Origin of the sequence: Candidatus Sodalis pierantonius str. SOPE (genome assembly GCF_000517405.1) — a bacterium.
Taxonomy (GTDB): Bacteria; Pseudomonadota; Gammaproteobacteria; order Enterobacterales; family Enterobacteriaceae; genus Sodalis_C; species Sodalis_C pierantonii.
In genome coordinates this window covers 4,103,915-4,127,600 of sequence record NZ_CP006568.1, presented here as the reverse complement: position 1 = coordinate 4,127,600, position 23,686 = coordinate 4,103,915, and the positions used below count along the sequence as shown (strand labels likewise).

16 protein-coding genes and 11 pseudogenes are annotated in these 23,686 nt (G+C 58.2%); 4 read left to right on the top strand and 23 right to left on the bottom strand.

Annotation, left to right across the window (positions count from 1 at the left end; translation table 11 throughout):
• Positions 1-166: 166 nt before the first annotated feature.
• The 7 genes and pseudogenes from SOPEG_RS30100 to flgB form a co-directional block, all read right to left on the bottom strand.
• Positions 167-442: a rod-binding protein gene (locus tag SOPEG_RS30100; RefSeq protein ID WP_025246722.1), complete on the bottom strand. Its 276-nt coding sequence runs from the start codon at positions 440-442 to the stop codon at positions 167-169.
• Positions 442-1,734, bottom strand: a complete 1,293-nt coding sequence (gene flgG, locus SOPEG_RS31055; protein ID WP_025246721.1) for a flagellar basal-body rod protein FlgG — start codon at positions 1,732-1,734, stop codon at positions 442-444. Before flgG ends, SOPEG_RS30100 begins: the two co-directional genes overlap by 1 nt.
• 18 nt (positions 1,735-1,752) lie before the next feature.
• A pseudogene (locus SOPEG_RS20435) lies at positions 1,753-2,505 on the bottom strand (flagellar basal body rod protein FlgF).
• 18 nt (positions 2,506-2,523) lie between these two features.
• Positions 2,524-3,712, bottom strand: a pseudogene (gene flgE / locus SOPEG_RS20430) (flagellar hook protein FlgE).
• A gap of 54 nt (positions 3,713-3,766) precedes the next feature.
• The gene (locus tag SOPEG_RS20425) at positions 3,767-4,432 is read right to left on the bottom strand and encodes a flagellar hook assembly protein FlgD (RefSeq protein WP_025246720.1); all 666 of its coding nucleotides are present in this window, start codon (positions 4,430-4,432) and stop codon (positions 3,767-3,769) included.
• 12 nt (positions 4,433-4,444) lie between these two features.
• Positions 4,445-4,837: a flagellar basal body rod protein FlgC gene (flgC, locus tag SOPEG_RS20420; RefSeq protein ID WP_025246719.1), complete on the bottom strand. Its 393-nt coding sequence runs from the start codon at positions 4,835-4,837 to the stop codon at positions 4,445-4,447.
• 3 nt (positions 4,838-4,840) lie between these two features.
• On the bottom strand, positions 4,841-5,254 hold the full coding sequence (gene flgB / locus SOPEG_RS20415) for a flagellar basal body rod protein FlgB (protein ID WP_025246718.1): 414 nt from the start codon (positions 5,252-5,254) through the stop codon (positions 4,841-4,843).
• Between the two features lie 589 nt (positions 5,255-5,843).
• Here flgB and flgA point away from each other — a divergent pair.
• The 4 genes from flgA to flgN all read left to right on the top strand — a co-directional run bounded on the left by flgA (position 5,844) and on the right by flgN (position 7,276).
• Positions 5,844-6,452: a flagellar basal body P-ring formation chaperone FlgA gene (flgA, locus tag SOPEG_RS20405; RefSeq protein WP_025246716.1), complete on the top strand. Its 609-nt coding sequence runs from the start codon at positions 5,844-5,846 to the stop codon at positions 6,450-6,452.
• 83 nt (positions 6,453-6,535) lie between these two features.
• Positions 6,536-6,832: a flagellar biosynthesis anti-sigma factor FlgM gene (gene flgM, locus SOPEG_RS20400; RefSeq protein ID WP_025246715.1), complete on the top strand. Its 297-nt coding sequence runs from the start codon at positions 6,536-6,538 to the stop codon at positions 6,830-6,832.
• 12 nt (positions 6,833-6,844) lie between these two features.
• The gene (locus SOPEG_RS28450; RefSeq protein ID WP_158382503.1) at positions 6,845-7,012 is read left to right on the top strand and encodes a hypothetical protein; all 168 of its coding nucleotides are present in this window, start codon (positions 6,845-6,847) and stop codon (positions 7,010-7,012) included.
• Between the two features lie 6 nt (positions 7,013-7,018).
• Entirely contained in the window at positions 7,019-7,276 is a 258-nt protein-coding gene (gene flgN / locus SOPEG_RS26810; RefSeq protein WP_051419952.1) for a flagellar export chaperone FlgN, read from the top strand.
• Between the two features lie 91 nt (positions 7,277-7,367).
• On the opposite strand, the gene SOPEG_RS20390 is transcribed toward flgN, so the two are convergent.
• From SOPEG_RS20390 to flhD, 16 genes and pseudogenes are all read right to left on the bottom strand, one after another.
• A complete protein-coding gene (locus tag SOPEG_RS20390; RefSeq protein ID WP_025246714.1) occupies positions 7,368-7,838 on the bottom strand; it encodes a flagellar protein FlhE in 471 nt (156 codons plus the stop codon).
• Positions 7,838-9,881 (bottom strand): annotated as a pseudogene (gene flhA, locus SOPEG_RS20385) (flagellar biosynthesis protein FlhA). The gene SOPEG_RS20390 and the pseudogene flhA overlap by 1 nt, the downstream one beginning before the upstream one ends.
• Before the next feature lies 1 nt (position 9,882).
• Positions 9,883-10,864: pseudogene (locus SOPEG_RS20380) on the bottom strand (EscU/YscU/HrcU family type III secretion system export apparatus switch protein).
• A gap of 102 nt (positions 10,865-10,966) precedes the next feature.
• Positions 10,967-11,499: pseudogene (locus tag SOPEG_RS20375) on the bottom strand (protein phosphatase CheZ).
• A 12-nt stretch (positions 11,500-11,511) separates the two neighbouring features.
• Positions 11,512-11,901, bottom strand: a complete 390-nt coding sequence (gene cheY / locus SOPEG_RS20370; protein ID WP_025246713.1) for a chemotaxis response regulator CheY — start codon at positions 11,899-11,901, stop codon at positions 11,512-11,514.
• 36 nt (positions 11,902-11,937) lie between these two features.
• Positions 11,938-12,974 (bottom strand): annotated as a pseudogene (locus SOPEG_RS20365) (protein-glutamate methylesterase/protein-glutamine glutaminase).
• A pseudogene (cheR, locus tag SOPEG_RS20360) lies at positions 12,971-13,804 on the bottom strand (protein-glutamate O-methyltransferase CheR). The pseudogenes SOPEG_RS20365 and cheR overlap by 4 nt, the downstream one beginning before the upstream one ends.
• Before the next feature lie 39 nt (positions 13,805-13,843).
• Positions 13,844-15,467 (bottom strand): annotated as a pseudogene (locus tag SOPEG_RS31050) (methyl-accepting chemotaxis protein).
• A 43-nt stretch (positions 15,468-15,510) separates the two neighbouring features.
• On the bottom strand, positions 15,511-17,058 hold the full coding sequence (locus tag SOPEG_RS20350) for a methyl-accepting chemotaxis protein (RefSeq protein ID WP_025246711.1): 1,548 nt from the start codon (positions 17,056-17,058) through the stop codon (positions 15,511-15,513).
• 120 nt (positions 17,059-17,178) lie between these two features.
• A complete protein-coding gene (cheW, locus tag SOPEG_RS20345; RefSeq protein ID WP_025246710.1) occupies positions 17,179-17,670 on the bottom strand; it encodes a chemotaxis protein CheW in 492 nt (163 codons plus the stop codon).
• 36 nt (positions 17,671-17,706) lie between these two features.
• Positions 17,707-19,842: a chemotaxis protein CheA gene (gene cheA / locus SOPEG_RS20340; protein WP_025246709.1), complete on the bottom strand. Its 2,136-nt coding sequence runs from the start codon at positions 19,840-19,842 to the stop codon at positions 17,707-17,709.
• Between the two features lie 31 nt (positions 19,843-19,873).
• Complete coding sequence (motB, locus tag SOPEG_RS20335) at positions 19,874-20,794, bottom strand: flagellar motor protein MotB (RefSeq protein ID WP_025246708.1); 921 nt, start codon at positions 20,792-20,794, stop codon at positions 19,874-19,876.
• Positions 20,794-21,693, bottom strand: a pseudogene (gene motA, locus SOPEG_RS20330) (flagellar motor stator protein MotA). The gene motB and the pseudogene motA overlap by 1 nt, the downstream one beginning before the upstream one ends.
• 132 nt (positions 21,694-21,825) lie before the next feature.
• Positions 21,826-22,182 (bottom strand): annotated as a pseudogene (locus SOPEG_RS20325) (FlhC family transcriptional regulator); the annotation flags it as partial.
• Positions 22,183-22,495: 313 nt separating this feature from the next.
• Positions 22,496-22,720: pseudogene (locus SOPEG_RS20320) on the bottom strand (FlhC family transcriptional regulator); the annotation flags it as partial.
• 2 nt (positions 22,721-22,722) lie between these two features.
• Complete coding sequence (gene flhD, locus SOPEG_RS20315) at positions 22,723-23,073, bottom strand: flagellar transcriptional regulator FlhD (RefSeq protein ID WP_025246706.1); 351 nt, start codon at positions 23,071-23,073, stop codon at positions 22,723-22,725.
• Positions 23,074-23,686: the final 613 nt, after the last annotated feature.

Genomic DNA, 23,686 nt, shown 5'->3' with positions numbered 1-23,686 from the left:
CCGCGGGCGTCGCCTCCTCGTCTTGCCGCGCCGCAGCATTTCCCCCAGCAGCGCGGGGGGCATATAGGCGCCAGCGCCGGGGGCCAGCGCGGGCAGTCCGCCCTGGGCGGTAGTCGTGCCGTCCGGCGTAGCCGCCCCCCCTGGGCGGGGCTCAGTTGCTTCACCATCATATCCGCCAGCACAGCCCTTTGGCGGAGAGCTGCTGGGCTATCTGCTGATCGTACAGGCTGGTGTAGAGCTGCGTTTGGTGGCTATCCAGCAGCCCCTCCTGGGGCAGCGCATCGCGCATGCTTTTCAGCATCATCTGTACGAACAGGCCCTCGACCTGTTTCGCCACCGCTTTCAGGGCCTGCGGCGATTGAGCCGCCGCCTGCTGATGCAGTTTATTCAGCGCATTGGCGTCATAGGCGGGGGAAAGATCCATGCTCTGCATCAGCGGCATCAGATAATCTCCAGTTCGGCCTGCAGGCAGCCGGCGCTTTTCATCGCTTGCAGGATCGACATCAGATCGTTCGGCGTCGCGCCCAGGGCGTTCATCGCGCGGATAACATTATTGAGGCTGGCGCTGGATTCGACTTTTTGCAGCGATCCGCCGTTTTGCCGCACGGAAATCTGGGTCTGCGGCGTGACCACGGTATTGCCGTTGGTAAAGGGGGTATCCGGCTGACTTACGTTTAGTTGGCTGTCCACCACCACGGAAAGATTGCCCTGCGCCACCGCGCAATTATCCAGGGTGACATTCCTATTCATCACGACCGAACCGGTGCGTGAGTTGATGATCACCTTGGCATCCATCTGGCCGACGGCGATATCGATATCCTGGATTTGCGCCAGAAAACGAACCTGCGCGCTGTTGTCGGCCGTTAGGCTGACTTCGACGGTGCGGGCATCCAGCGCCCGGGCGACGCCCATGCCGTTAAAGCGATTAATGGCGTCGCTGATGCGCTGGGACAAACTGAAGTTTTCCGTCTTGAGCTGCAGCGATAACAGCGGACTGTGGTCGAAGGTGCTGGGTAATTCCCGCTCAATCACCGCGCCATTGTTTATCCGTCCTCCCGACAGCTGATTGATTTGCACCCGGCTGCCGCTGGCGCTGGCGCCCGCGCCGTTTTGCCCGGGAGTGGACTCGTTGGGCGCGCCCGAACAGTCGGTCTCTTGATAGAGATTCTCCCCCAGACTTTGCAGACCCGCTTCGTTGATAAAGTTGCTCAACGTCAACTGCCCCACCTGCGTGGAGTTGGCTTGCCTCTGTACCGTGACGCTCACCACGCCGTCGCGGGCGATGGTCACGGTAAGCGCGTTGTCGGGAATGGTGATAGCCGGTTGAATCGGGTAACCACTGGAAGTCACCATCTGGCCGTTTTGATCGACCTGAAACGAGCCATCGCGGGTGTAGGCGGTCGAGCCGTCCGGCATTTGCACCTGGAAAAAACCTTTACCGTTAATGGCCACGTCCTTGCTGTTGTCGGTCTGCTCCAGGTTGCCCTGGCTATGCAACCGCTCGGTGCTGACGGTACGCACCCCGGTGCCCAGTTGCAGCCCCGAGGGCAGCGTGGTCTGCTCCGACGATTGCGCGCCCGGCTGGCGGACGGTTTGATACAGTAAATCCTCAAACACCGCGCGCTGGCGCTTAAAGCCGTTGGTGCTGACGTTGGCCAGGTTGTTCGATATCACATCCATATTGGTCTGCTGGGCATCCAGACCGGTTTTGGCAATCCACAGAGAACGGATCATCCGTTGGCTCTCCTGCAATTAGCTGAGGGATAAGAGTTGATTGGCCTGCTGGGCATTCTGATCCACGCTGGCTATCACCTCTTCATTTGCATTTCAAACCGGCGGGCGGTGCCAATCATATCCACCAGCGTTTCGGCCGTATTGACATTGCTGCCTTCCAGCATGCCGGACATAACGCTGACGGCATTGTCATTCGGCAGCGGCGCCTGCGCGCCCTGCGCGTCATCGTTGAGGTGGAACAGGCCGTCATCGCCGCGCACCAGCGTGCCAGCCTCGGCAGTGACGCGTTTCAGTTGCCCCACCGGTCCGACGGTATTTAACGCATCGCTATCGCCCAGCGCCGAGACGGTACCGTCGTCGCCGATGGTGAGGGAAGCCTGCGTCGGCACCACCAGCCGGCCGTTCTGCCCCATCAGCGGATAGCCCTGTACCGTCAATTGGCCGTCGGCGTCCTGCTGTATATTGCCATTGCGGGTATAGGCCTCCTGACCGTCGGGCAGTTGTACCGCCAGGAATCCATCGCCGCCGAGCGCGACATCAAGCGATCGGCCGGTGGTCTCAATCGGCCCTGGCGTCATCAGCGCGCCCGGCGTCGAAGCCACGCTCAGGGTGCGGGTCGGCAGCGATTCCCCCTCCACCGGCACCGCGCGCGGCGGACAGCTGGGCACGAAACCCCGTGGTGGACGCATTAGCGAGATTGTTAGCAATCACCGCCTGCTGATCCAGCGACGCCGCGGCTGCGCCCATGGCGGTATAGATGGCGTGATCCATAGGATTATCCCGTTACGGTTAGCGCAGGCTGACCAGCGTTTGCAAAATCGCATCCTGGGTTTTGATCGTCTGCGCGTTGGATTGATAATTACGCTGGGCGACGATCATATTCACCAGTTCCTGGCTGAGGTCGACGTTGGACGACTCCAGCGCGCCGCTGGTCAACGTGCCGCTACCGGCGGGGCCGACGATGGCCTGGCCCGAGGTCGCGGACCACAGGTTGTTGCCGTCGGACTGCAACCCCTGCGGGTTGGCGAAATTCGCCAGCACGATCTGGCCCAGGAGCTGGGTTTTACCGTTGGAGTAGGTGCCGGAAATGGTCCCGTCGTCATTGATGGTATAACTGGTCAGATCGCCGGCGCTGTAGCCGTCTTGCGTCTGGCTGCTTACGCTGCTGCTGGCATATTGCTGCCGGGTACCTTCAAAGGAGAGGTTGAAGGTCTGCGCCGGCGCGCCGTTCAGCGCGGCCATATTGATGGAAAACGTATCGGTGCCGGTCAACTGCCCGTTCGTGTCAAAATTAAGCGTGCCGACGTCATTGACGGTGCCATCGCCGTTGCTGTTGTCTACGCTGTAGACTTCCCAGGTGTTATCCTCGGTTTTGGCGAAATACAGACTGACGTTGTGGGGGTTGCCCAGGCTGTCATAGGTCGTCAACGGCTGGGAAAAACTGTAGGTGCTGCTATCGTCGGGGTCGAAAGCGGTGGTGCCGACCGACGTCGCGCTGGAGGTCAGGCTCATCACCATCGAGCCGCTGGTGGTGGCGCTGGCGGACAGCCCCTGGCTGGGTATCGTCAGGGCTACCGGGTCGGCGCCCTGTTGGATGGTGGCAGGGTTGCCGCTGGCGGCGTAGCCCGTCACCACATAGCCGCTGCTGTTGACCAACTGACGATCCGCGTTGAGGGAAAATTCGCCGTTGCGCGAGTAATAAACGGCGCCGCTGCCGTCCACCAGGCGGAAGAAGCCGTTGTCGGAAATGGCGACGTCGAGGCCGTTATCGGTGGTGCTCACCGTCCCGTCATTGAAATTCTGGGTCACGGAGGCCACTTTCACCCCCCAGCCCCACTTTCGAGCTGGAGAACACATCGGCAAACGAGACCGAGCCGGATTTGAAGCCGCTGGTTTCGGCGTTGGCGATGTTGTTGCCGATGACGTCCAGATTGCTTGATACGGCGTTTAACCCGCTGACCGCCTGTGAAAAACCCATTGATGCTCTCCTGTGGGTGTGGCCGCGGCATCGCCTGCGCGCCCTGATTAGTCGTTAAATAATCTGTTTGATCTTATCGAGGGTGACATTCCCCGACAGGCCCAGATTGAGCTGCGTGATGCCGTCGTTGTTGCTCACGCCATACACCTCGGCGTATTTCAGCGCCGTGGCGGTAGTGCTACTGCTGCTGACGGTAAAGGTATAGGAGCCCTCCGCCACCGCGGCGCCGCTATCGTCGGTGCCGTCCCAGCTGTAAGCGTGCGCGCCGGCGGTCTGGCTGCCCAGGTTGACGGTTTTCACCGTGTTACCGCTGGCATCCTGAATGGTGACCACCACATCGCTGGCCGCGGCGTCCAGCTCAACGCCAAAGGGCGTGGTGGAGCTGTCGCTGCCGACCAGGATGGTGTTGCCGTCGATCATCACGCCGTGCCCTACCAGGGTGGTGGCCTGCAAATTTTGGCTGGTTGTGAGCTGGCCGGAGATCGATCCCAAGGTGGTATTAAGGTTTTCAATGCCGCTCAGGGTGCTGATCTGCGCCAGTTGGGTGGTCAGTTCGGCGTTGTCCAGCGGATTGGTGGGATCCTGATTACGCAACTGCGCCACCAGCAGGGTCAGAAAGTTATTCTGTAAATCCGCGCTGCTTTCACTTCCGCTACTGGACGTGGTGCTCGCGACGCTGGCGCTGGAGGCAGTTTCATTTAACGTTACGGCTACACTCATTGCGGTCTCCCGTTACTGACCGAGCGTCAGCGTTTTTTGCATCAATGTTTTGGCGGTATTCAGCACTTCGATATTGGCCTGATAGCTGCGCGACGCGGACATGCTGTCCACCATTTCATTCACCACATTGACATTGGGCATGCGGACATAACCCTTGTCATCCTCCAGCGGATTCCCCGGCTGATACACCAATTTATCCGGCTGCGTCGACTCGAGAACATCGCTGACCTGAACGCTGCCTATGACCTGCCCCGCCGCCACCGCCACCTGTTTGGCCCGGTAGGGCTGGCCGTCAGGGCCGGAGACGCTGTCGGCGTTGGCCAGATTGCTGGCGGCCACGTTCATGCGCTCGGACTGCGCATTGAGCGCGGAACCGGCGATGGCGAAAATTGAGGTCATCCCCATGGCTTATTGCCCCTGTAATACGGTATTCATGCCTTTTATCTGACCGCTCAGCAGGGTCAGGCCGGTTTGATATTGCAGGCTGTTATCCGCAAAAGTCGTACGCTCCCTGTCCATGTTGACCGTGTTGCCGTCCATCGCCGGCTGATCGGGAATGCGGTACAGAAGCTCGGTTGCGGGTTCAGTGGTACTGGCCGCGGCAATATGGCGGCTGGAGGTGGTGGTCAGCGATAATGTCTCGCCGCTGGCCCGCCCCTGCGTCAACGCTTTGGATAATTCCGCCGAGAAATCGATATCGCGCGCCTGATAGCTTGGGGTATCGGCATTGGCGATGTTGGCAGCGATGATGTTCTGGCGCTGCGCGCGTAAATTGAGGGCTTCTTGCTGAAACCGCATCAGGTCATCGAGCCTATCAAGCATGCAGATTCAATATTTTAAGGCTAATTATTTATGAGGCACAGCTTATGCTTAATGCTACCTGGCCCATCGCCCGAATAAGGACGAAAAGGAGGGCTATTTTCACCATTGGCCTGTGGGGGCAAGGTAAACTATTTCCCCGTGATAGCGGTCGCTGGCGGCAACGACGATAGCGGCGGCGAAGGCAGTAATAGAGGCGATAATAGCCACAGCGATAACGGCAGCGAGGTTAAAACGCGAGTGACGGCGACGGCGCCAGAAACCGAAAGCCCCCGCCAAAAACAAGCCGTCTTGAGATTGATAGCCAGCCGGAAGCCAGAAACACCCGGTCTGGCGCGAGCAGACCGCCGCCAGGCGCCAACAGGAATGCATCTTGAGACAGACGCCTGATGCCCGCTGACCACGCAGACAACAATGAGGCATGAGTGACAATGAACATGACGTCAGGCGCCGGCGCGCAAGGTCAGAACGACGCAGGACAACGCGGCGGTACGCCCTACGGCACGGCGTCCATTCCCCCTCTGCCGACCTGGTGCGATGGCGCGGTGCGGTTTCATTCGCCAGGCGGCGCGACGACTCAGCCGGCGTGCTATTGCTCTGCGCCACACAGGCCGCCGCCGAAGATGCGTTGACCGCGCGACTGACGGCGTTTATGCAGCGCCAGTTTAGTCCGGCGCCGCTGTCGCTGCGTGTGCAGGTGGTGACGCCCGCCGAACGGCGGCTAACCTGCGCGGAGCCGCTTTTTTCCCTGCCTTCGCGTACCCGCGTGATGGGCAATCTCAGTCTACGCATGGTATGCGGCGGCCAGACGCGTTACCTCCAGGTTGTGGTGCAGGTGACCGACCGCTATTTGGTGGCGGCGCGGCCCATTGCGGCGCGCCAGACACTTACCGATGACGGCATCGACTGGCGCACCGGCCGGTTGGATCTGCTGCCGGTACCGCCATTGCGCGATCGGAGTGCGGCCAGCGTCAGCGAGCGCATTATCGGCAGCGGTCAGCCGCTGACCGCCGCCATGCTGCGGCGCGCCTGGCTCATCCGCTCGGGACAAAGGGTAACCGTCATCGCCGGCGGCGACGGGTTCGCGCTGCACAGCGCGGGCAAAGCGCTGGGCAACGACGCTATCAAGGTAAAAATGGATTCCGGCCAACAGGCCAGCGGCACGGTCACCACCGCCGGACAGGTGCGCGTCGTATTATAAATGATTAAAGTTTTCGCGCCCGGGGCCGATAGTTGGATAATAGCGCCGTTTCAATCACCGAACTCAACGTAAGCGAGGCTTGTATGAGTATTGAGAGTAGCCGTCCTGTTCAATCCCTGGCACCGCTGCAAAATATCGACGGCAATACCGTTCAGGCACAGAAAAGCAAGACTACCGCCAACGCCGACAATCAAGAGAATAAAAGCACCGTTAGCCTGAGCGACACGCTGGATCAGTTGCAAAAACAAGACGCTCAGGATATCGATGTCACCAAGGTCGAGCGTATCAAAGACGCCATCCGTGACGGCTCCCTCACCATGGATAGCGGTAAAATCGCCGATGTGCTGATTAGCCAGGCGCAATCGATGTTGGATGAATAAGCCATGAAGACGTTGGAAACACTGCTGGCCGCCATGGCCGAATTGCTGATCAAATTGGAGGCGACCCTTGCCCAAGAGCAGCAGTTGTTAAGCGCCGGCCAGGTCAATGCGCCGCTTTTGCACCGTACCACCGAAACCAAAGATGAGCAGCTCAGCACGCTGCAACACATGAATCATTAGCGCCAATTGCTGGAGCAGGAGACGGGATTGCAGGCGCCCTATGAAAGCGATGCCGGTCTTCAGGCCAACTGGGAAATTATCCTGAAACACACCCGCGCGCTGCAACAACGCAACCAGCGTAACGGGCTGCTGCTGGATGTGCATCTCAAGTTGAATCAGCGCGGCTTGTCCACCATGAGCGAGCAGCGCAGCTTGAGCGGAATGTACGACCCCACCGGGCATGCCAGCGCGCAGGCGCTGCTCGGTCCCAAATTCAGCGTGTAACGGCACGCAGCGGGTCGCGACGCCAGGCGCCGTAGGCGTCTACTGCACCGTTACGTTATCCCTTGGTCCCACCTTCGACTCAGTGCGACATTCAGCGGGCCGCGTCGCCGGCCGGCGCACGGGACCCGGGACTTCGATAGTTTATCAATACCCGATAGAGAAGCAGGCGCACCGGCGGCACGACCGCCCCGCGTCCCGGCCATTTCAGCCTAAGCGTCGCCGGATTTCCGGCGGGCTGCCCCGCCAACGCCAGGTTAAGGCCCGCCAATCCATCGGGAAAGAAACACTGTTCTCCCAGGCATATCGCCAGCCGCACACCCGACGGCAACGGTCGCTCGCTCTCAATATGCCAGTTGATGTTGATAGAGGTCACCACGGCACCCGCCGGGAGTAAATTTTGCGGGCGCAGGGCCGGACTGGCGACGCTGCTGCCGCGCTGGCTGAGTATCAGTTGCGTGCCGTTACCCTGCCAGGCGCCGTCCGCCGCCCGCGCCGCGGGCGCTATCGCCAGCAGCCCTATGAGCCACCACATCGGCCCGGGCGCCCAACGCCGCAAGCCCATTATTCTAGACCGCCAATCACGGCGGTCATGCGTAAACGCCGTTCATCGCTAATTTCCTGCGTGGAAAGCACCGCCAACTGCGGCAGCGCTACCATTAACACCAGCGGCGCGTTCAGGCTCTCCTGACGCTGCACCGCGGACTGCGCCTGCGCCAGCAGCCTGTCCGCCATACCCGGCTCCATCCCGCCGCCATTTTGCAGCGCCTGTAGCAACACGCGTTCCAGCGTGACGTCCAGACCGATCACCTGGATTTCTTCGCTGTCCTGGAAATAGTGTTGGGTAATGGCGCGGCCCAGCGCGACGCGAACCACTTGGGTCAGATCGGCGGCGTCTTTTTTCACCGGCGCATGTTCAATCAGCACTTCGATAATGGTGCGCATGTCGCGAATGGGGATATTTTCCGCCAGCAGGTTGCGCAGTACTTTTTGGAACTGCGTGAGCTGCAGGGTGGCCGGGATAAAGTCCTCGGTCAACTTGGGCATCTCCTGCGTGACGCGTTCCAGCAGTTGCTGCGTTTCCTGCCGACCCAGCAGATCGCTGGCGTATTTGCCAATCAGGTGGTTCAGATGGGTCGCCACCACGCTGCTGGCTTCCACCACGGTATAGCCCTGAATCTGCGCCCGCTCTTTCAAAGCACTATCAATCCACAACGCCGGCAGGCCGAAGGCCGGGTGGCGGGTCACATCGCCGACCAAGGCGCCTTCCGCATTGCCGGGATTGATCGCCATCCAGCGGCCGGGAAACGCTTCGCCGCGGCCGATTTCCACGCCCTTAAGCAGAATGCGATACGCCGCCGGCTGCATTTCCAGATTATCGCGAATATGCACCACCGGCGGCAGAAAACCCATTTCCTGGGCGAATTTCTTGCGGATACTGCGAATGCGACCGAGCAATTCGCCGTTTTGCAGCGCGTCCACCATCGGAATTAACCGGTAGCCCACCTCTATGCCCTGCGGATCTTTCAGTTGCACGTCGCGCCAGCTGGCTTCCGTCAGCTGCGGGCTGTCCTCGCGTCGGGCCACCGGAGCGGCCGCCGGCGCCGGCGCGTCCAGCCGGCCTTTGAGCCACCAGGCCAAGCCGAGCAACAGCGCGGTAAACAACAAAAACACCAGGTTGGGCATCCCGGGCACCAGCCCCAACAGCCCCAGCACGCCGGCGGCGAGCAGCATCACCTGCGGTTTATTGAACAGCTGATCGACCATTTGCTGGCCGACATCCTGATGGGTACCGACGCGGGTCACGATCACGCCGGCGGCGGTCGAGATCACCAGCGCCGGAATTTGCGCCACCAGGCCGTCGCCGATGGTCAACAGGGTATAGCTTTGCGCGGCCTGGCCCAGCGCCATATTATGCTGCAACTGTCCGACCATCAGGCCGCCGACGATGTTGATGACCATAATCAAAATGCCGGCAATGGCATCGCCGCGCACAAACTTGCTGGCGCCGTCCATGGAACCATAGAAGTCGGCTTCCTGGGTCACCTCGCGGCGGCGGCTTTTCGCCTCGTCCTCACCGATAAGACCGGCATTGAGATCCGCGTCGATGGCCATTTGCTTGCCGGGCATACCGTCGAGCACAAAGCGTGCGCCCACTTCAGCAATACGCCCCGCCCCCTTGGTAATGACCGTGAAATTGATCACCACCAGAATAATGAACACCACGATACCGATGGCGAAATTGCCGCCGACCAGGAAATGGCCGAAAGCCTCAACGACCCTTCCCGCCGCATCGGCGCCGGTATGGCTCTGTAGCAGGATAATGCGCGTGAAGGCAACGTTCAGCGACAGGAGCAACAGGGTGGAAAACAGCAGCAGGCTGGGAAAAGCGGCAAAATCCAGCGTGCGGCGGGTAAACATCGCCACCCGCAGCACAATGATCGACAGCGCAATATTGAAGGTAAACAGCAGATCTAAGGATGAACGCCCTCAGCGCCAGAACCATCATCGACAAGATCATCAGGATCAACACCGGTCCCGTCAGGATTTGCCACTGACCGGCGTTCATATTGGTAGGTAAGCGCAGCAGCGCGGCCAGATTAGCCATATCACTCTTTCTCAGGATCAAAATCCAGCGCGACAGGCACTGGTAAATCGACGGATTTTTTCGGCATCCCGCCCCCTTGGCGCTGCCAGCGTCGTAGCTGGTAAACCCAGGCCAGCACTTCCGGCGCGCTGCGTTTACCGTCCTCATAGCGCAGCGCCACCGCAAAATGGGTGGGGTTGGTTATCACCACATCCGCCTTGGGTACATCGGCCATCATACGGCGCCGGGCCATGGCCCGCTGCTGCTGGCGGATCCGGCTTTTCACCTGGGGGTCGCCTTCCTGATTTTTAAATTCATCACGGATGTCCTGGCGGCTCATGCGCAATTTTTTCAGATGGCTCCAGAATTGCCAAAACACGTCGAAACCGACGATCGGGCTAAGCCCGACGATGATAAACAGCATACAGGCGGTGATGATCCACATGGCATCGCCCAGCGCCGGTACGGCAGGGCTCCATGACCAAGTGAAACATATGCGGCCAGTTGAGCCATAAAAAGCCGCCGGTGACGCAGCCGAATACCACCGCCTTTAATATCGCTTTGAACAGCTCCGCCAAAACCTGCGAGGAGAACATCCGCTTCAGTCCACTGAGCGGATTGAGTTTTTTGATATCAAATTTGATTAACGACGGATTGAAGGTGATCCCGCCCAGCAACATCGGCGCACCGAGGGCCACCAGGATTAAACCGGCGAACAACGGCACCAGCGCCAGAACGGTCTGGCTGAGCAACGGCGCCGCAGTGCTCAGACTCTGACGATCGTTGCCAATTAGGCCGTGGTCAAAATGCAGGCCCTGGGCGAGCATCGCCGCCAGCTGACGGGCAAGGTATGCGCCGTCCAGCCAGAGTATGGCGCAGCCCACCAACAGCATCAACATCGAGGTCAACTCGCGCGATCGGGGAATCTGTCCCTCTTCACGGGCTTTCTCCTGCCGGTGCTGTGTGGGCGCCTCGCTTTTTTCTAAATCACTTTCTTCCGCCATCCAGGATTCCGTTAGCACAACGCCGGTAGGAATAATGGGCGTAAGAATGCCAAAAAAGGCGCCTTTTTTATGACATGAATATAGGGCTAAACCACGGGCTATTCAGCGGATAGCCCAGCACCGCAGGACGCCGGCGGCGCTATGATCCATCTGCGATCCGTTAAGCAGCCGCTCGCTACCCCGCGGCTGGGCCGGTTTCTCGGGCATGTTTTCCAGCAGTACCATCAGCAGCTGTTTTTCAATTTCCTGCACCACATCCATCATGCGTTTTATCACCTGACCGGTCAGATCCTGGAAATCCTGCGCCATCATAATTTCCAGCAGCTGAGCGTGGGTAAAGGCGGTATGCGCCGGTACGCCGGCCAGATACTGGCGCGTTTCATCCACCAGCTCGCGGGCGTGCTCTAGCGACATCGGCTCGGCGAACCGCGCATCCCAGCGCGCGCGCCCTGCTCAAGCGTGGTTTGGCGCGGCTGCGCCGCCTCCACGCAGTTCAGCGCCCGTTCAGCCGCCTGCGCGATCGCCTGCTCCAGGCCCAGCTCGCGCAGACTGGTGCGCAGCATGCGAGTCAACTGACCGATACGGGCGATGATATCCGTGCCGTTAGCGTCTGAGACATCCATTGGGATCGTCATGGTCGCTCCTGGTTACATGCCCAGCTTATCGAAGATTTTGCTCAGTTTTTCTTCAAGGGTTGCCGCGGTAAACGGCTTCACCACATAGCCGCTGGCGCCCGCCTGCGCCGCCGCGACGATATTTTCCTTTTTGGCTTCCGCGGTGACCATTAACACCGGCATCGCCGCCATAGCGCCGTCGGCGCGGATGGCCTGTAGCAAAGACAATCCATCCATGTTGGGCATATTCCAGTCGGAAATCACGAAATCAAACGGCACCGCTTTTAGCTTGACCAGCGCATCGGCGCCGTCCTCGGCCTCTTCAACATTATTAAATCCCAATTCCTTCAGAAGGTTGCGCACAATGCGCCGCATGGTGGAGAAATCGTCCACCACCAGAAACCTGAGTTCTTTATCTGCCATGACTCCTCCTTACAACGTCTGTACCCTGGCCGGGCTCTAGATTCGTAACGCCTGAGCGGTACTGATTTGCGCCAGCATCCGCTGGCTCATCTGCCCCAGCGGCACCACTTCATTGCAGGCGCCCAGCGCTACCGCCTCGCGCGGTATGCCGTAGACCACGCAGCTCGCCTCGTCCAGGCGCCCGCCTGGCGCATCGCCAGCAAACCCGCCGCGCCATCGTTGCCCATCCCGGTCAGAATGACACCGACGGCGTTGCGGCCGGCGAATTTCGGTACGGAATGGAACAGCACGTCCACCGAGGGACGGTGGCGGTTGACCGGCGAACCATCGTGCAGCCGGATCAGATAATTGGCGCCGCTGCGCGCCAGTTCCATATGGCGGGCGCCCGGGGCGATATAGGCGTGTCCCGGCAGCACCCGTTCCCCTTCCTCCGCCTCTTTCACCGCGATTTGGCAATGCTTGTTAAGCCGGTTGGCGAAAGAACAGGTGAAGCCGGCGGGCATATGCTGAGTAATCAACAGCGCCGGACTGGTCACCAGCAACGGCTCCAGCACGTGGCGGATGGCCTCGGTGCCGCCGGTGGACGCGCCGATGGCGAACAGCTTTTCGCTGCTGAGCAGCGGCCCCTCCTGGACCACCGGCGCCGACGTTTTCGGTCGCTGCGGCGGCAGCCGAACGCGGGCCGCGGTACGAATCTTCTCGCCGATAATCTCCCGATATTGCAGCATGCCGTCGCGCAGTCCCAGCTGCGGTTTCGTCACGAAATCCACCGCGCCTAGCTCCAGGGCGCGCAGCGTGATTTCCGAGCCCCGTCCGGTGAGCGAGGACACCATCACCACCGGCATCGGCCTCAGACGCATCAGTTTTTCCAGGAAATCCAGGCCGTCCATGCGCGGCATTTCCACATCCAACGTCAACACGGCCGGATTCAACCGCTTAATCAAATCCCGGGCAATCAGCGGGTCCGGCGCGGTGGCCACCATTTCCATATCGGCAAAGCTATTGACTATTTCGGTCATGAGCTGCCGCATCATGGCAGAATCGTCCACGCACATGACTCGAATTTTGTTCATGCTGTCTCCCTCGCCAAAACATAGACCGACTGACCGCGCAGGGTAAAATCGCGGCTGATCTGGCTGAAATTTTCCGAATGGCCGGCAAACAGCAGTCCACCGGGCTTGAGCAAAGGCACGAAGCGACGCAATATTTGCCCTTGAGTCTACTTATCGAAGTAAATCATGACATTACGGCAAAAAATGGCATCAAACGGCCCGGGAAGCTCCCACTCGGGCGCCAGCAAATTCAGCGCAATAAAACGTACCCGCGCCATCCCCTGCTGGGGGCCGGTGCCGCGCAGGAAAAAACGCTGGCGTTGCGGTAGGCTCAACCCGCGCAGATCTTCTTCGCGGTAGATGCCGTTGCGCGCCGTCTCCAGCACCCGGGAATTGATGTCGCTGCCGAGGATCTGCGCCTGATTACCCGCCCCCAGCGTCTCTTGCAGGGTCATGGCGATGGAATAGGGCTCCTCCCCCGTCGAGGCCGCGGCGCTCCAGACGCTGTAGCCCGCCGGGCGATCGCGGGCATGGCGGGCCAGCACCGGAAAGTGATGGGCCTCACGGAAAAACTGCGTCAGATTGGTGGTGAGCGCATTGATAAATTCCTGCCATTCGCCGCTGCGAGCGTCGGCATCCAGACGGACCAGATAGCTGGCAAAGTCCGGCAACCCCAGCGCCCGCAGGCGCCTGACCAGGCGGTTGAACACCATGTCACGCTTATGGCTGGCCAGCACAATGCCGGCCCGTTGATAAATTAATTGACTGATGCGTTGAAACTGCGCATCCGATAACGTCACGCGCTCCGCCGAAAATACGTTGCGGGAAAAAGCACGTCTTTGGTTGGGCATAAACAGGTCTCACTTTACGCGCGGGCGGGCGTTGTCCGGTCAGACGGCCAGCGTTTGCAGAGGCTGCGGGCTGCCGCCGGCGTGCGCGGACTCCCCTTGCGCCACGGTCGCATCGGATTGCAATGTAAAGACCTGTACATTCTGCATCAGCGCTTCCGCCTGCGCGCCCAACGCTTCCGACGCGGCAGCGGTTTGCTGCACCAGCGCGGCGTTTTGCTGGGTAACGGTATCCATCTGGATGACGGCGGTCGCCACTTGGTCGATGCCGCGGCTTTGCTCGTCGAAGGCGGAGGCGATCTCGCCCATAATGTCCGACACGCGGGTAACCGAGCGCACAATTTCGTTCATGGTATCGCCGGTGGCGGTCACCATGCACGATCCCTACTGTACCCGGCTGACCGATTCATCGATCAAGCCTTTGATTTGCTTTGCCGCCTGGGCGCTGCGCTGCGCCAGATTGCGCACCTCGCCGGCCACCACCGCAAACCCCCGTCCCTGTTCGCCGGCGCGCGCCGCTTCCACCGCCGCGTTCAGCGCCAGGATGTTGGTCTGGAAAGCGATACCGTCAATCACGCCGATGATATCGCCTATCTTTAGCGAACTGGCGTTGATTTCGGCCATATGTTTCACCACATCGCCGGTGATGGCATTACCCTTGTTGGCCGCCGAAGAGGCCGCCCTGGCCAGATCGCTCGCCTGATGGGCATTGCCGGCGTTCTGTTTCACGGTGGAGGTGAGTTGTTCCATACTGGTGGCGGTTTCCTCCAGCGACGCCTCCTGCTGCTTGGTGCGCGAGGACAGGTCATTGTTGCTGGCGATAATTTCCGACACGCCGCTTAACATCGCATCAGTGCCGTTGCGTACCGCCGTAACCGTACCCGCCAGTTCATCGCGCATCATTTGCAACTGACGAAACAGCTGGCTGATTTCATTACTGCCGTGGACCTGGATATGCCGGCTCAAATTGCTTGCCGCGGGCGATAGCGTCAAAGTGATCGCGCATCTCGGTCAGCGGCTGCAGCAACATGCGTTTCAGCCAGAACAGGGCCAGCACCGCCAGCCCCAGCGCGACACAAACAAAGACGCCATTAAGCCAGCCGGAGTACACATTGATATCGACGATTTCTTTACCCGCTACGTCAATGCGGGCATCGAGCGACGACAAGTTGGCCTTCAGCTCGTTTTCAAACGCATCCTGCGATCCCTGGGTCGGGCTGTCGATAAAGGCATCGACGTTGCCGTTATCGAGAAAATCAATTAATCCTTGCAGGTTTTCGGTCAAACCGTTAAATGCCTGGACGGTCCGCTCATGCAGGAGCTGTTCGCGACTGTCGCCGGCCGGCATGGTGCTGTAAGTCTTGAATTGCTTTTCCGCCTCGGCGAGCGTTTGTTTGGCGCTGTCCATCAGCGGCGTAATCATCGTCAGCGGGCTGTGGTAAACATAACCCGTTGCCGCCCGGTTCAGGGTGTTGCGGGTTTGCAACAGACTGGACCAGGTCTGGTTCAGGTTGTTGCGCTGCTGATTGACCAGTTGCACGCTCTGATTAAGCTCGGTACCGCTGCGCAGGTTGTAGTAGGAAACCGCCGCTACCACCACCTGCATCAGGCCAAACAGCACCACCAACACCACCAGACTGGTGGAAATTTTAATACGCGATAACATCGAAAACCCCTTGCCGTAGCTACAAAAAGATAAATCAATACGCTTAAAAACTTTCCCAGTTGTCCGCCGACAGGGCGGCGGCTGTTTCCAGATGGAACACCGACACCGCATGGGTAAGCCGTTCAGCCTGCTGCTGCAAATTCACCGCCGCGGCGGCGGATTGCTGCACCATGGCGGCATTTTGCGATGTGGCGCGGTCAATATCGATGACCGCCTGGCCAACTTGATCGATACCGCGGCTCTGTTCATCGGACGCGGAGGAGATCTCACCCATAATGTCGGTAACGCGGGTCACCGCCGTAACGATTTCCTGCATGGTTTCGCCGGCGCTTTCCACCAGAACCGAGCCCTCTTCCACCCGGCTGACAGAATCGTCGATGAGGGTTTTGATCTCCTTGGCGGCCTGCGCGCTGCGCTGGGCCAGATTACGCACCTCGCCGGCCACCACCGCAAAGCCGCGGCCCTGCTCGCCGGCGCGGGCCGCCTCCACCGCCGCGTTCAGCGCCAGGATATTGGTCTGGAAAGCGATGCCGTCAATCACGCCGGTAATATCGGCGATTTTCTGCGAACTGCCGGCAATGTCCTGCATGGTGTGGACGACGTTATCCACCACTTTACCGCCGTGCCGTGCGGTGTCCGAGGCATTCATCGCCAACTGTTTCGCCTGCCGCGCGTTATCGGCGTTTTGCTTCACGGTGGCGGTCAACTGCTCCATGCTGGCGGCCGTTTCTTCCAGCACCGACGCCTGCTGTTCGGTGCGCGCGGACAAATCGTTGTTGCCGGCGACGATATCGCCGGTGCCGCTATAAATGCCGTCGGCGCTGCCGCGCACCGCCCGTACGGTATCGATGAGGCTCTGCTGCATCTGACGCACATTGTGCGCCAGCGTTCCCATCTCATTGTGGCTGTCGATGGCAAGACGCTCCGTCAAATCGCCCGCGGCAATACGCTGAATATGTTCGATAATGCGATGCAGCGGCGTCATCAGCACCCGGCTGATGGCGAGCCATAACACCACGCCAACCGCTACCACGCACAGGAAAATCCCGAGCATGATGGCCACCGAGCGGTAAATAATGTGGCAGGTTTGCACCACCGCCTGCGAGAATTGGCGGTCATTGCCGTTCAGGTACTGGCGATAGGCGCCGTCGACGGTATCGTCGCTGCTGTCTCGAAGCGATATGGCGGCCTGCTTTAGCTGCTCATGGAGGCGGGTGAAGGCGCTTTGCAGGGTAGCGAAATTGTCGGGTGTCGTCTTATCAGACTGCACCATCGCGGCGAAGCGGCTAAAGGTTTTCTGTGCATTCCCCAGCGCCTCCAGCGCGGCCGTGGTTTGCCGGCGCAGATCTTCCGGGCTGGCGCCGTTAAGCACCGAAATACGCGCCTGATTGAAGCCGTCGCGCGCCTGGAGGATCGCTACCCAGCTGGCGCTAAGCTGTGCCTGCTGGTTATGCAGGTTTTGATAAACGTTAAAATGATGTCTGTCTTGCGTCTGGACCGAATAGAATAATCCGCCGCTAATTATTTGAATCAAGCCATAGCACACCAGGGCGATTAAAATAACGTTAACCACTCTCATTCTGTTTAACATTTTATTTATTCCTGATTCACCTAATGTTGTTTTATCGACATCGGCCCGCCAAACTTTATGCCCGGCGGCATAAAAAAAGGGGAAGCCCCGCTCCCGCCTTAGGTTGTCCATCCTGTGCCTTTAGGCGACGCTATCCACCAGCGCCATCTCTTCGCTGCTGAGTAGCCGTTCAATATCCACCAGGATCAGCATGCGGTCTTCCAGCGACCCCAGACCGGTCAAATATTCCGTAGCCAGCGTGACCGCAAATTGCGGCGCCGGCCGAATTTGATCGGCGCTCAGGGACAGGACATCGGAGACGCCATCCACCACAATGCCCACCACCCGCTGCTGGAGGTTCAGCACAATCACCACCGTATTGTCGTTGTAACAGACGTCGTTTTGCGCAAATTTAATCCGTAGATCGACAATGGGTACAATAACGCCGCGAAGATTAGTGACCCCTTTGATAAAGGCCGGCGTATTGGTGATGCGCGTCACCTGGTCGTAACCCCGGATTTCCTGGACCTTGAAAATATCGATGCCGTACTCTTCGCTTCCCAGGGTAAACACCAGAAATTCTTCGCCCGCGCTTTCGCCGGCTAATGTCGTCATATTTGCAAGTCCTGCCATGGTTTACCCTTTTAATAGACATGAGTGAAAATCAGATTAAGCGGCGCTGGCCTGGCATTTGTCACGGTTCAAAGGCTGTAGAGCGGAAACGTCTACAATCAGCGCCCCGCTGCCATCCCCCATGATGGTCACGGCCGAAATTCCCGCCACCTTGCGGTAATTGCTTTCCAGATTTTTCACCACAATCTGATGCTGGCCGACCAACTGGTCCACCAGCAGCGCATACCGGCATCCCGCGCTTTGTAAGATAACCGCAATCCCCTCGGTGGGATCGGTTTTGGCGCCGGGAACATTGAAAACATGATGCAGCGCAACCAGCGGCAGGTATTCCCCGCGCACCTGTAGCACCAGTTCATCACCGCCCATGCGATAGAGATCCTGCGCCTGGGGCTGGAGAGATTCCATGACGGTATTCAGCGGCAAAATAAACGCTTCATCGCTGATCCGTACCGACATTCCGTCAAGGATGGCCAGCGTCAGCGGTAGCAGAATACGGACGGTGGTACCTTTGCCCGCCTCAAACAGAATATCCACATGGCCGCCCATCGCCTGGATGTTGCGCTTCACCACATCCATGCCCACGCCGCGCCCGGAAACATCGGTTACCGCTTCCGCGGTGGAGAAGCCCGGGGCAAAAATCAGCCTGCCGACGTCCTCATCGCTGAGATGTTCACTAACCGCCATGCCTTGGGCGCTAGCCTTGGCCAGGATCTTTGCCCGGTTCAGGCCGGCGCCGTCATCACGCACTTCGATACAAATATTGCCCCCCTGATGTTCGGCGGCCAGCACCAAGGTGCCGACGGCAGATTTACCGGCCGCCAGACGGGCGGCGGGGAATTCCAGAACGTGATCGAGGCTGTTGCGCACCAGATGGGTCAGGGGATCGATAATGCGCTCAATCAGGCTTTTATCCAGTTCGGTGGAGCTGCCCTGCATCTCCAGGCGCACCTCTTTACCGAGTTTGGCGGCCAGATCGCGCACCAGACGCGGGAAACGGCTGAAGACGTATTCCATCGGCATCATGCGAATCGACATCACCGACTCTTGCAGATCGCGCGCGTTGCGCTCGAGCTGCCCCATGCTGTTAAGCAGTTCACTGTAGTGGGCGGGATCCAGTTCGCTGGAACGCTGCGCGAGCATGGATTGGGTGATGACCAGTTCACCTACCAGGTTTATTAGCTGGTCCACTTTCTCCACCGCCACGCGAATGCTGCCGTCGGTGCTCTTCACCGCCATTTTTGGCGCAGCAGCGGGGACGGAGGTCGACGACTGCCGGCCCGCGGGCGCCACATCCTGTGCGTCGGTGGCGACATCGGCGACGGCGCCGATATCGGCGGCCATGGCGGCTTGCGCGCCGGCAAGATCCTGCGCGCTGTCCGCCTCTCCGACGCTGGCTTGCCCGGCGGTGCTGACGTCGGCGGGTGCAGGAGACGCCGCGGCATCGCCGGGGGTGCAGGCCGGCGCCGGCCGGTCATCCACGTTCTGCTCGTCGGCGCACTGTCCGGTTTGTATTGGCGCGCCAGCGTGGGCAAATCGGATTTGTTCCGGCTCCAGCACGAAACACAGTACGGCGACGATATCCTCCTCGCCAAGGGTACTTTGCAGGCGAACGCTGAGGCCGTTTTCGCTCTCGCTGTCGGCGAGGACGTCCCCCAAATTCGCCAGTTCCTCGCGCATCAAGGCGATTTCCTGCTGGGTCAGGCCAGTCAAGACGATCTCATGCACCGGTTCGTCCGCGGCCGCCTTGGCACGACAGGCGCCCGCCGACGCGACACCATCGCCGCCTTTCGCCGTCAGCGCCAGTTCACGAAGCGCTTCGCAAATATACCGGTAGCTCTCTTCATCGAGTTGCTGGGCCATTTTGTAGGCGTCCAATTGATCCTGCATAATATCCTTGGTCTTTAAAAACAGATCGACGCTGTCGGTATTCAGGGACATCTCACCGCGGCTCACCTCATCAAGCAGGTTTTCCAGCAAGTGCGTGGTCTCCTGCAATGCGCTGAAACCGAAGGTTCCCGCCCCGCCCTTGATGGAATACGCCGCCCGGAAAATGGCGTTCAGTTGCTCGCTGTCCGGCACTTGCGGATCCAGCTGCAGCAAATGCTGCTCCATGTCGGCCAACAGCTCATCGGCTTCATCAAAAAAAGTCTGATAAAAAGCGCTCAGATCCATGCTCACGGCTTCACCTCTGCGACGGGAAAATTCATTTTGTCGGCGCAGCACCGTCCGCGGCGGAAACGTCGTGCAGCAGGTCCGGCCGCTGGCGCACGTCGGCGCCAGCGGCAATCACATCCTGATTTTGGCCGTTTTCATGAGCCAAAGACCGCTCGGTCCGCTTATTCAAGACCAGCAGGCTGATGCGACGGTTGATGGCCGCGTCGGGATGCTGATTATCCAGATTAATTGTGGACGCCATCCCTACCACTCCCAGCACCTTGTTTTCGGCCAGGCCGCCCAGCACTAATTCCCGCCGCGACGCGTTGGCTCTGTCCACCGATAATTCCCAATTACTGTAACCGTGACCGCCGTTGGTATAAAGCGTGGCGTCGGTATGGCCCGAAATAGAAATCTTGTAAGGAATATCATTGAGCACCGGCGCGATGGTGCGCAGGATCACGCTCATATAGGGAGCGACTTCCGCGCTGCCGGTGCTGAACATCGGGCGATTCTGGTTATCGATAATCTGTATCCGCAAGCCTTCTTCCACCAGATCGATAAGCAACTGGGGACGCAGCTTTTGCAGGCGGGGATCATTGGCGATCAATTGTTCCAATACGTCCCGCAGCCGCTTCAGTTTTACCGCGTCCTGGCCGGCCTCCGACGGGACAAGACTCTTATGCACATTCCCTTCCTGACGGGTGGGATCTTCCCCGTCGCCCGGTATCGGACTAAAATCCGAGCTGCTGCGCTCGCCCTTGTTAAGCGCCACTTCCAGCGGCGTGCGGAAGTATTCGGCCAGCCGCGTCAGCTCCTGCGGGCTCGCGATCGCCAGCAGCCACATGACCAGAAAAAAAGCCATCATGCTGGTCATAAAATCAGCGAAAACGATTTTCCAGCTGCCGGCATGCGCACCCGAGGCACGCGCGGGTTTACGCTTGCGAACAATGATAATAGGCTTTTGCATTACGCCGCTTCTTGCACCCCATCCTGCGCCGCCGCTTTATTCAGTCCCCGCGCTTGTTTGACATGATTCTCCAGCTCAAGGAACGAGGGTCACTCGGTGGTAAACAGCGATTTACGACCAAATTCGATGGAGATTTACGGCGCATAACCATGCAAATTGGAGAGCAGCGTGATTTTGATGCACTAAAGCACTTTGACGGTTTCAGTTTTCTTTAAACGCAGCAGCGAGGCCAACGGCGAAATAAACGCATAGGACAACAGGATGCCGAGCAGGGTGCCGACCATCGCCTGTGCTATCAGTACGCCCAGCTCCACCACCGGGCGATCAACGGCTCCCAAGGCGTGGACCATGCCCAGCACCGCCGCCACAATACCAAACGCGGGCAACGAGTCGCCCAGCAAATTGATACTGTTGGCGGGAATCTCGCATTCCTCTTCAAAAGTATCGATTTCCACGTCCATCAGCGCTTCGATTTCAAACGCGTTCATGTTGCCGCTTATCATTAGCCGCAGATAATCGGTGATGAAATCCAGCAGGGAGGGATCGTTAAGAATGCGCGGATACTGCTTGAATATGTCGCTTTCGGCGGGATTCTCCACGTCACGTTCCAGGCTGAGCATACCCTGCTGGCGCGACTTCACCATCAGCCGGAACAGTAACGTCATCAGGTCCATGTAACGGGCCTTGGTATATTTGGCGCTGCGGAATAACAGCGGTAGCGCCCGGAGCGTGGCTCTAATGGCCTTCGCGTTATTACAGACGATGAAGGAGCCGATACCGGCGCCGCCGATAATCAGAAATTCGGCCGGTTGTATCAGCGCGCCAAGATGGCCGCCGGCCATCAGAAAGCCACCCAAGACGGTCGCAATAACAACAATGTAACCCAGTATGACTAACACGATAGCGCTCCTTCAGCGAAGAGAAGGCAAGCAAAAGCGACCCGATCGGCACAGGTGGGTCACTCGTCCCTCACCGTTGCGGTGAGGGCGGGATCAACCTGCCGCGGCAGGTCGTCATATCGCGACACTTCTCTACCCATCTGACAACATAATATTATTATCGGCAGCATCCGGCAAAAGTTTACGTCTTTTTACCGCGCGCGACGGCGGCTGGCAGAGACTGCACACAAAACTCTGGCTTGGTTGGTGGACATACGTGATGAAATGACCGCGGCAATGGGCGCAAGGAGTCAGTTGCAGCATACCGCTGTCAACGAATTTCACCAGCGTCCAGGCTCGGGTCAGAGCCAGTAACGGAATATCGCCATCCTGCTCCGGGCACTGCTCCAGATAGAGGCGATAAGCGCCGATCACCGCTTCCACCCATGAGCAACGGCCGTGGTTAAGCAGCACTTGATAAATGTTATAAAACATCGATGACGCTTTGTTGAATAAATCCGAAATTTGTGACGACTTCCTCCGTATCAGGGCGATTGTTACATGATGCGGACGTGTTTGGCTTCCTAACAGCGTCCGCATCATGTAACAATCGCCCTGATAGGGAGGAAGTCGTCACAAATTTCGGATTTATTCAACAAAGCGCAAGCCATACAGTCAGGTCCCCCCGCTGCCTGAGCGCATTGTTGTATGCGGGCCAGTTGGTGATTTTAAACTTTTGCTTTGCCATGGGGACCTGATGTTGAAACGAATGTAGTGATCAGAGCCGCCAGTCACCTAAAAGTTCGATTTATTCAACAAAGCCCATCGATGAATGAATATTGTGTTCCCAGGTCATAAACCAATCGGTCGAAAACAGCAACATCCCCTTCGGGGGCGGGTTGCCGCGAATTTCCTTATACAATTTTATTAACCGGCCCCGGCTAAGCTGCGTTTCACTTTCCAGCATTTGCAACCGTGCGCCAAGAGAAATCAACTCCATTGCAAGCTGGATTTCTTTTACCTCTTGGACAATACTTTTTTCGGCCATGTTTAACTCTTTCTTTTAGGCGTTGAGCCAGCTTTCGTGGTTAATTGCTCATTTAATCGACTAGACAATAAAATACTGGCGTGTATTTGATTGAGATCTTCCACCCGTGAATCCTGTGTAAGCTGTGTCATGGCTTTCGGATCTTCAAAACGAAACACGCAAAGTAGCTGATTCGTTTCTGCCAGTTTTACCATTTGCGCCATGGTTAATTTTTGCAATGTTTCCGCCATGGGTTCACTAATACCCAATCGAAACATCGCGGAAGATTTATCTGTTTGAATCAAACGTTGCGCTAGTGATAAATAAGACAGATTGATACCGTAGATATTCTTCAGCACTTCACTGGTATTCATTTTACATCCCTAATGACTATGTTCAGGTGTAGTCGGGTCATCATAATCTCCTTTGTTTAGGAGGCTATGGTTATTAGAACAGGATATTGGCCAAATTGTGATCACGTGGCCAGCGTACTAGCGCGGCACACGCTGTTATTACCCTCTGCGAAATTTGAGCCAACACAAGCAGAGCCGCTGACGCCGAGTATGCTGGCTCGTCAGGACTCATCCATGAGATTCAGTAACAAATAATACGATTAATCCGAAAGTTGGCTAACTCTACCGCTGAATCTGGCTGTTACACAATCAGTGAAGTGGAAATATTTACCAAACGTGATATACATCATACTTCATGAACTTTTTAGCCTTTTTTCTTGCCAACTAACAGATTTCACATTCTAGTCAAGTAGTTTTTCTACCGATAATCGGCTAAAAAACGTCTGATAAAAGTCTAAAATAAGTGATTTAGTCCTGAAAGGCGTGTTATGACAGATCAAATTTCTATGATTTCTTATTTTGCAGTCAACTATGCCAATAACGTCTCAATCATTAGATAAAACCACCACCAAATCCATATTGATCACTTTTTAAGCAAAATGAAGGCGATTTCACTTCTCCGTAGCCGTTCCGG

Bases quoted from the DNA above. Each gene is read 5' to 3' on its own strand.
- SOPEG_RS30100 (WP_025246722.1), bottom strand. From the start codon at position 442: ATGCCGCTGATGCAGAGCATGGATCTTTCCCCCGCCTATGACGCCAAT.
- flgG (WP_025246721.1), bottom strand. From the start codon at position 1,734: ATGATCCGTTCTCTGTGGATTGCCAAAACCGGTCTGGATGCCCAGCAG.
- SOPEG_RS20425 (WP_025246720.1), bottom strand. From the start codon at position 4,432: ATGAGTGTAGCCGTAACGTTAAATGAAACTGCCTCCAGCGCCAGCGTC.
- flgC (WP_025246719.1), bottom strand. From the start codon at position 4,837: ATGGGGATGACCTCAATTTTCGCCATCGCCGGTTCCGCGCTCAATGCG.
- flgB (WP_025246718.1), bottom strand. From the start codon at position 5,254: ATGCTTGATAGGCTCGATGACCTGATGCGGTTTCAGCAAGAAGCCCTC.
- flgM (WP_025246715.1), top strand. From the start codon at position 6,536: ATGAGTATTGAGAGTAGCCGTCCTGTTCAATCCCTGGCACCGCTGCAA.
- SOPEG_RS20390 (WP_025246714.1), bottom strand. From the start codon at position 7,838: ATGGGCTTGCGGCGTTGGGCGCCCGGGCCGATGTGGTGGCTCATAGGG.
- cheY (WP_025246713.1), bottom strand. From the start codon at position 11,901: ATGGCAGATAAAGAACTCAGGTTTCTGGTGGTGGACGATTTCTCCACC.
- SOPEG_RS20350 (WP_025246711.1), bottom strand. From the start codon at position 17,058: ATGTTAAACAGAATGAGAGTGGTTAACGTTATTTTAATCGCCCTGGTG.
- cheW (WP_025246710.1), bottom strand. From the start codon at position 17,670: ATGGCAGGACTTGCAAATATGACGACATTAGCCGGCGAAAGCGCGGGC.
- cheA (WP_025246709.1), bottom strand. From the start codon at position 19,842: ATGGATCTGAGCGCTTTTTATCAGACTTTTTTTGATGAAGCCGATGAG.
- motB (WP_025246708.1), bottom strand. From the start codon at position 20,794: ATGCAAAAGCCTATTATCATTGTTCGCAAGCGTAAACCCGCGCGTGCC.
- flhD (WP_025246706.1), bottom strand. From the start codon at position 23,073: ATGAATACCAGTGAAGTGCTGAAGAATATCTACGGTATCAATCTGTCT.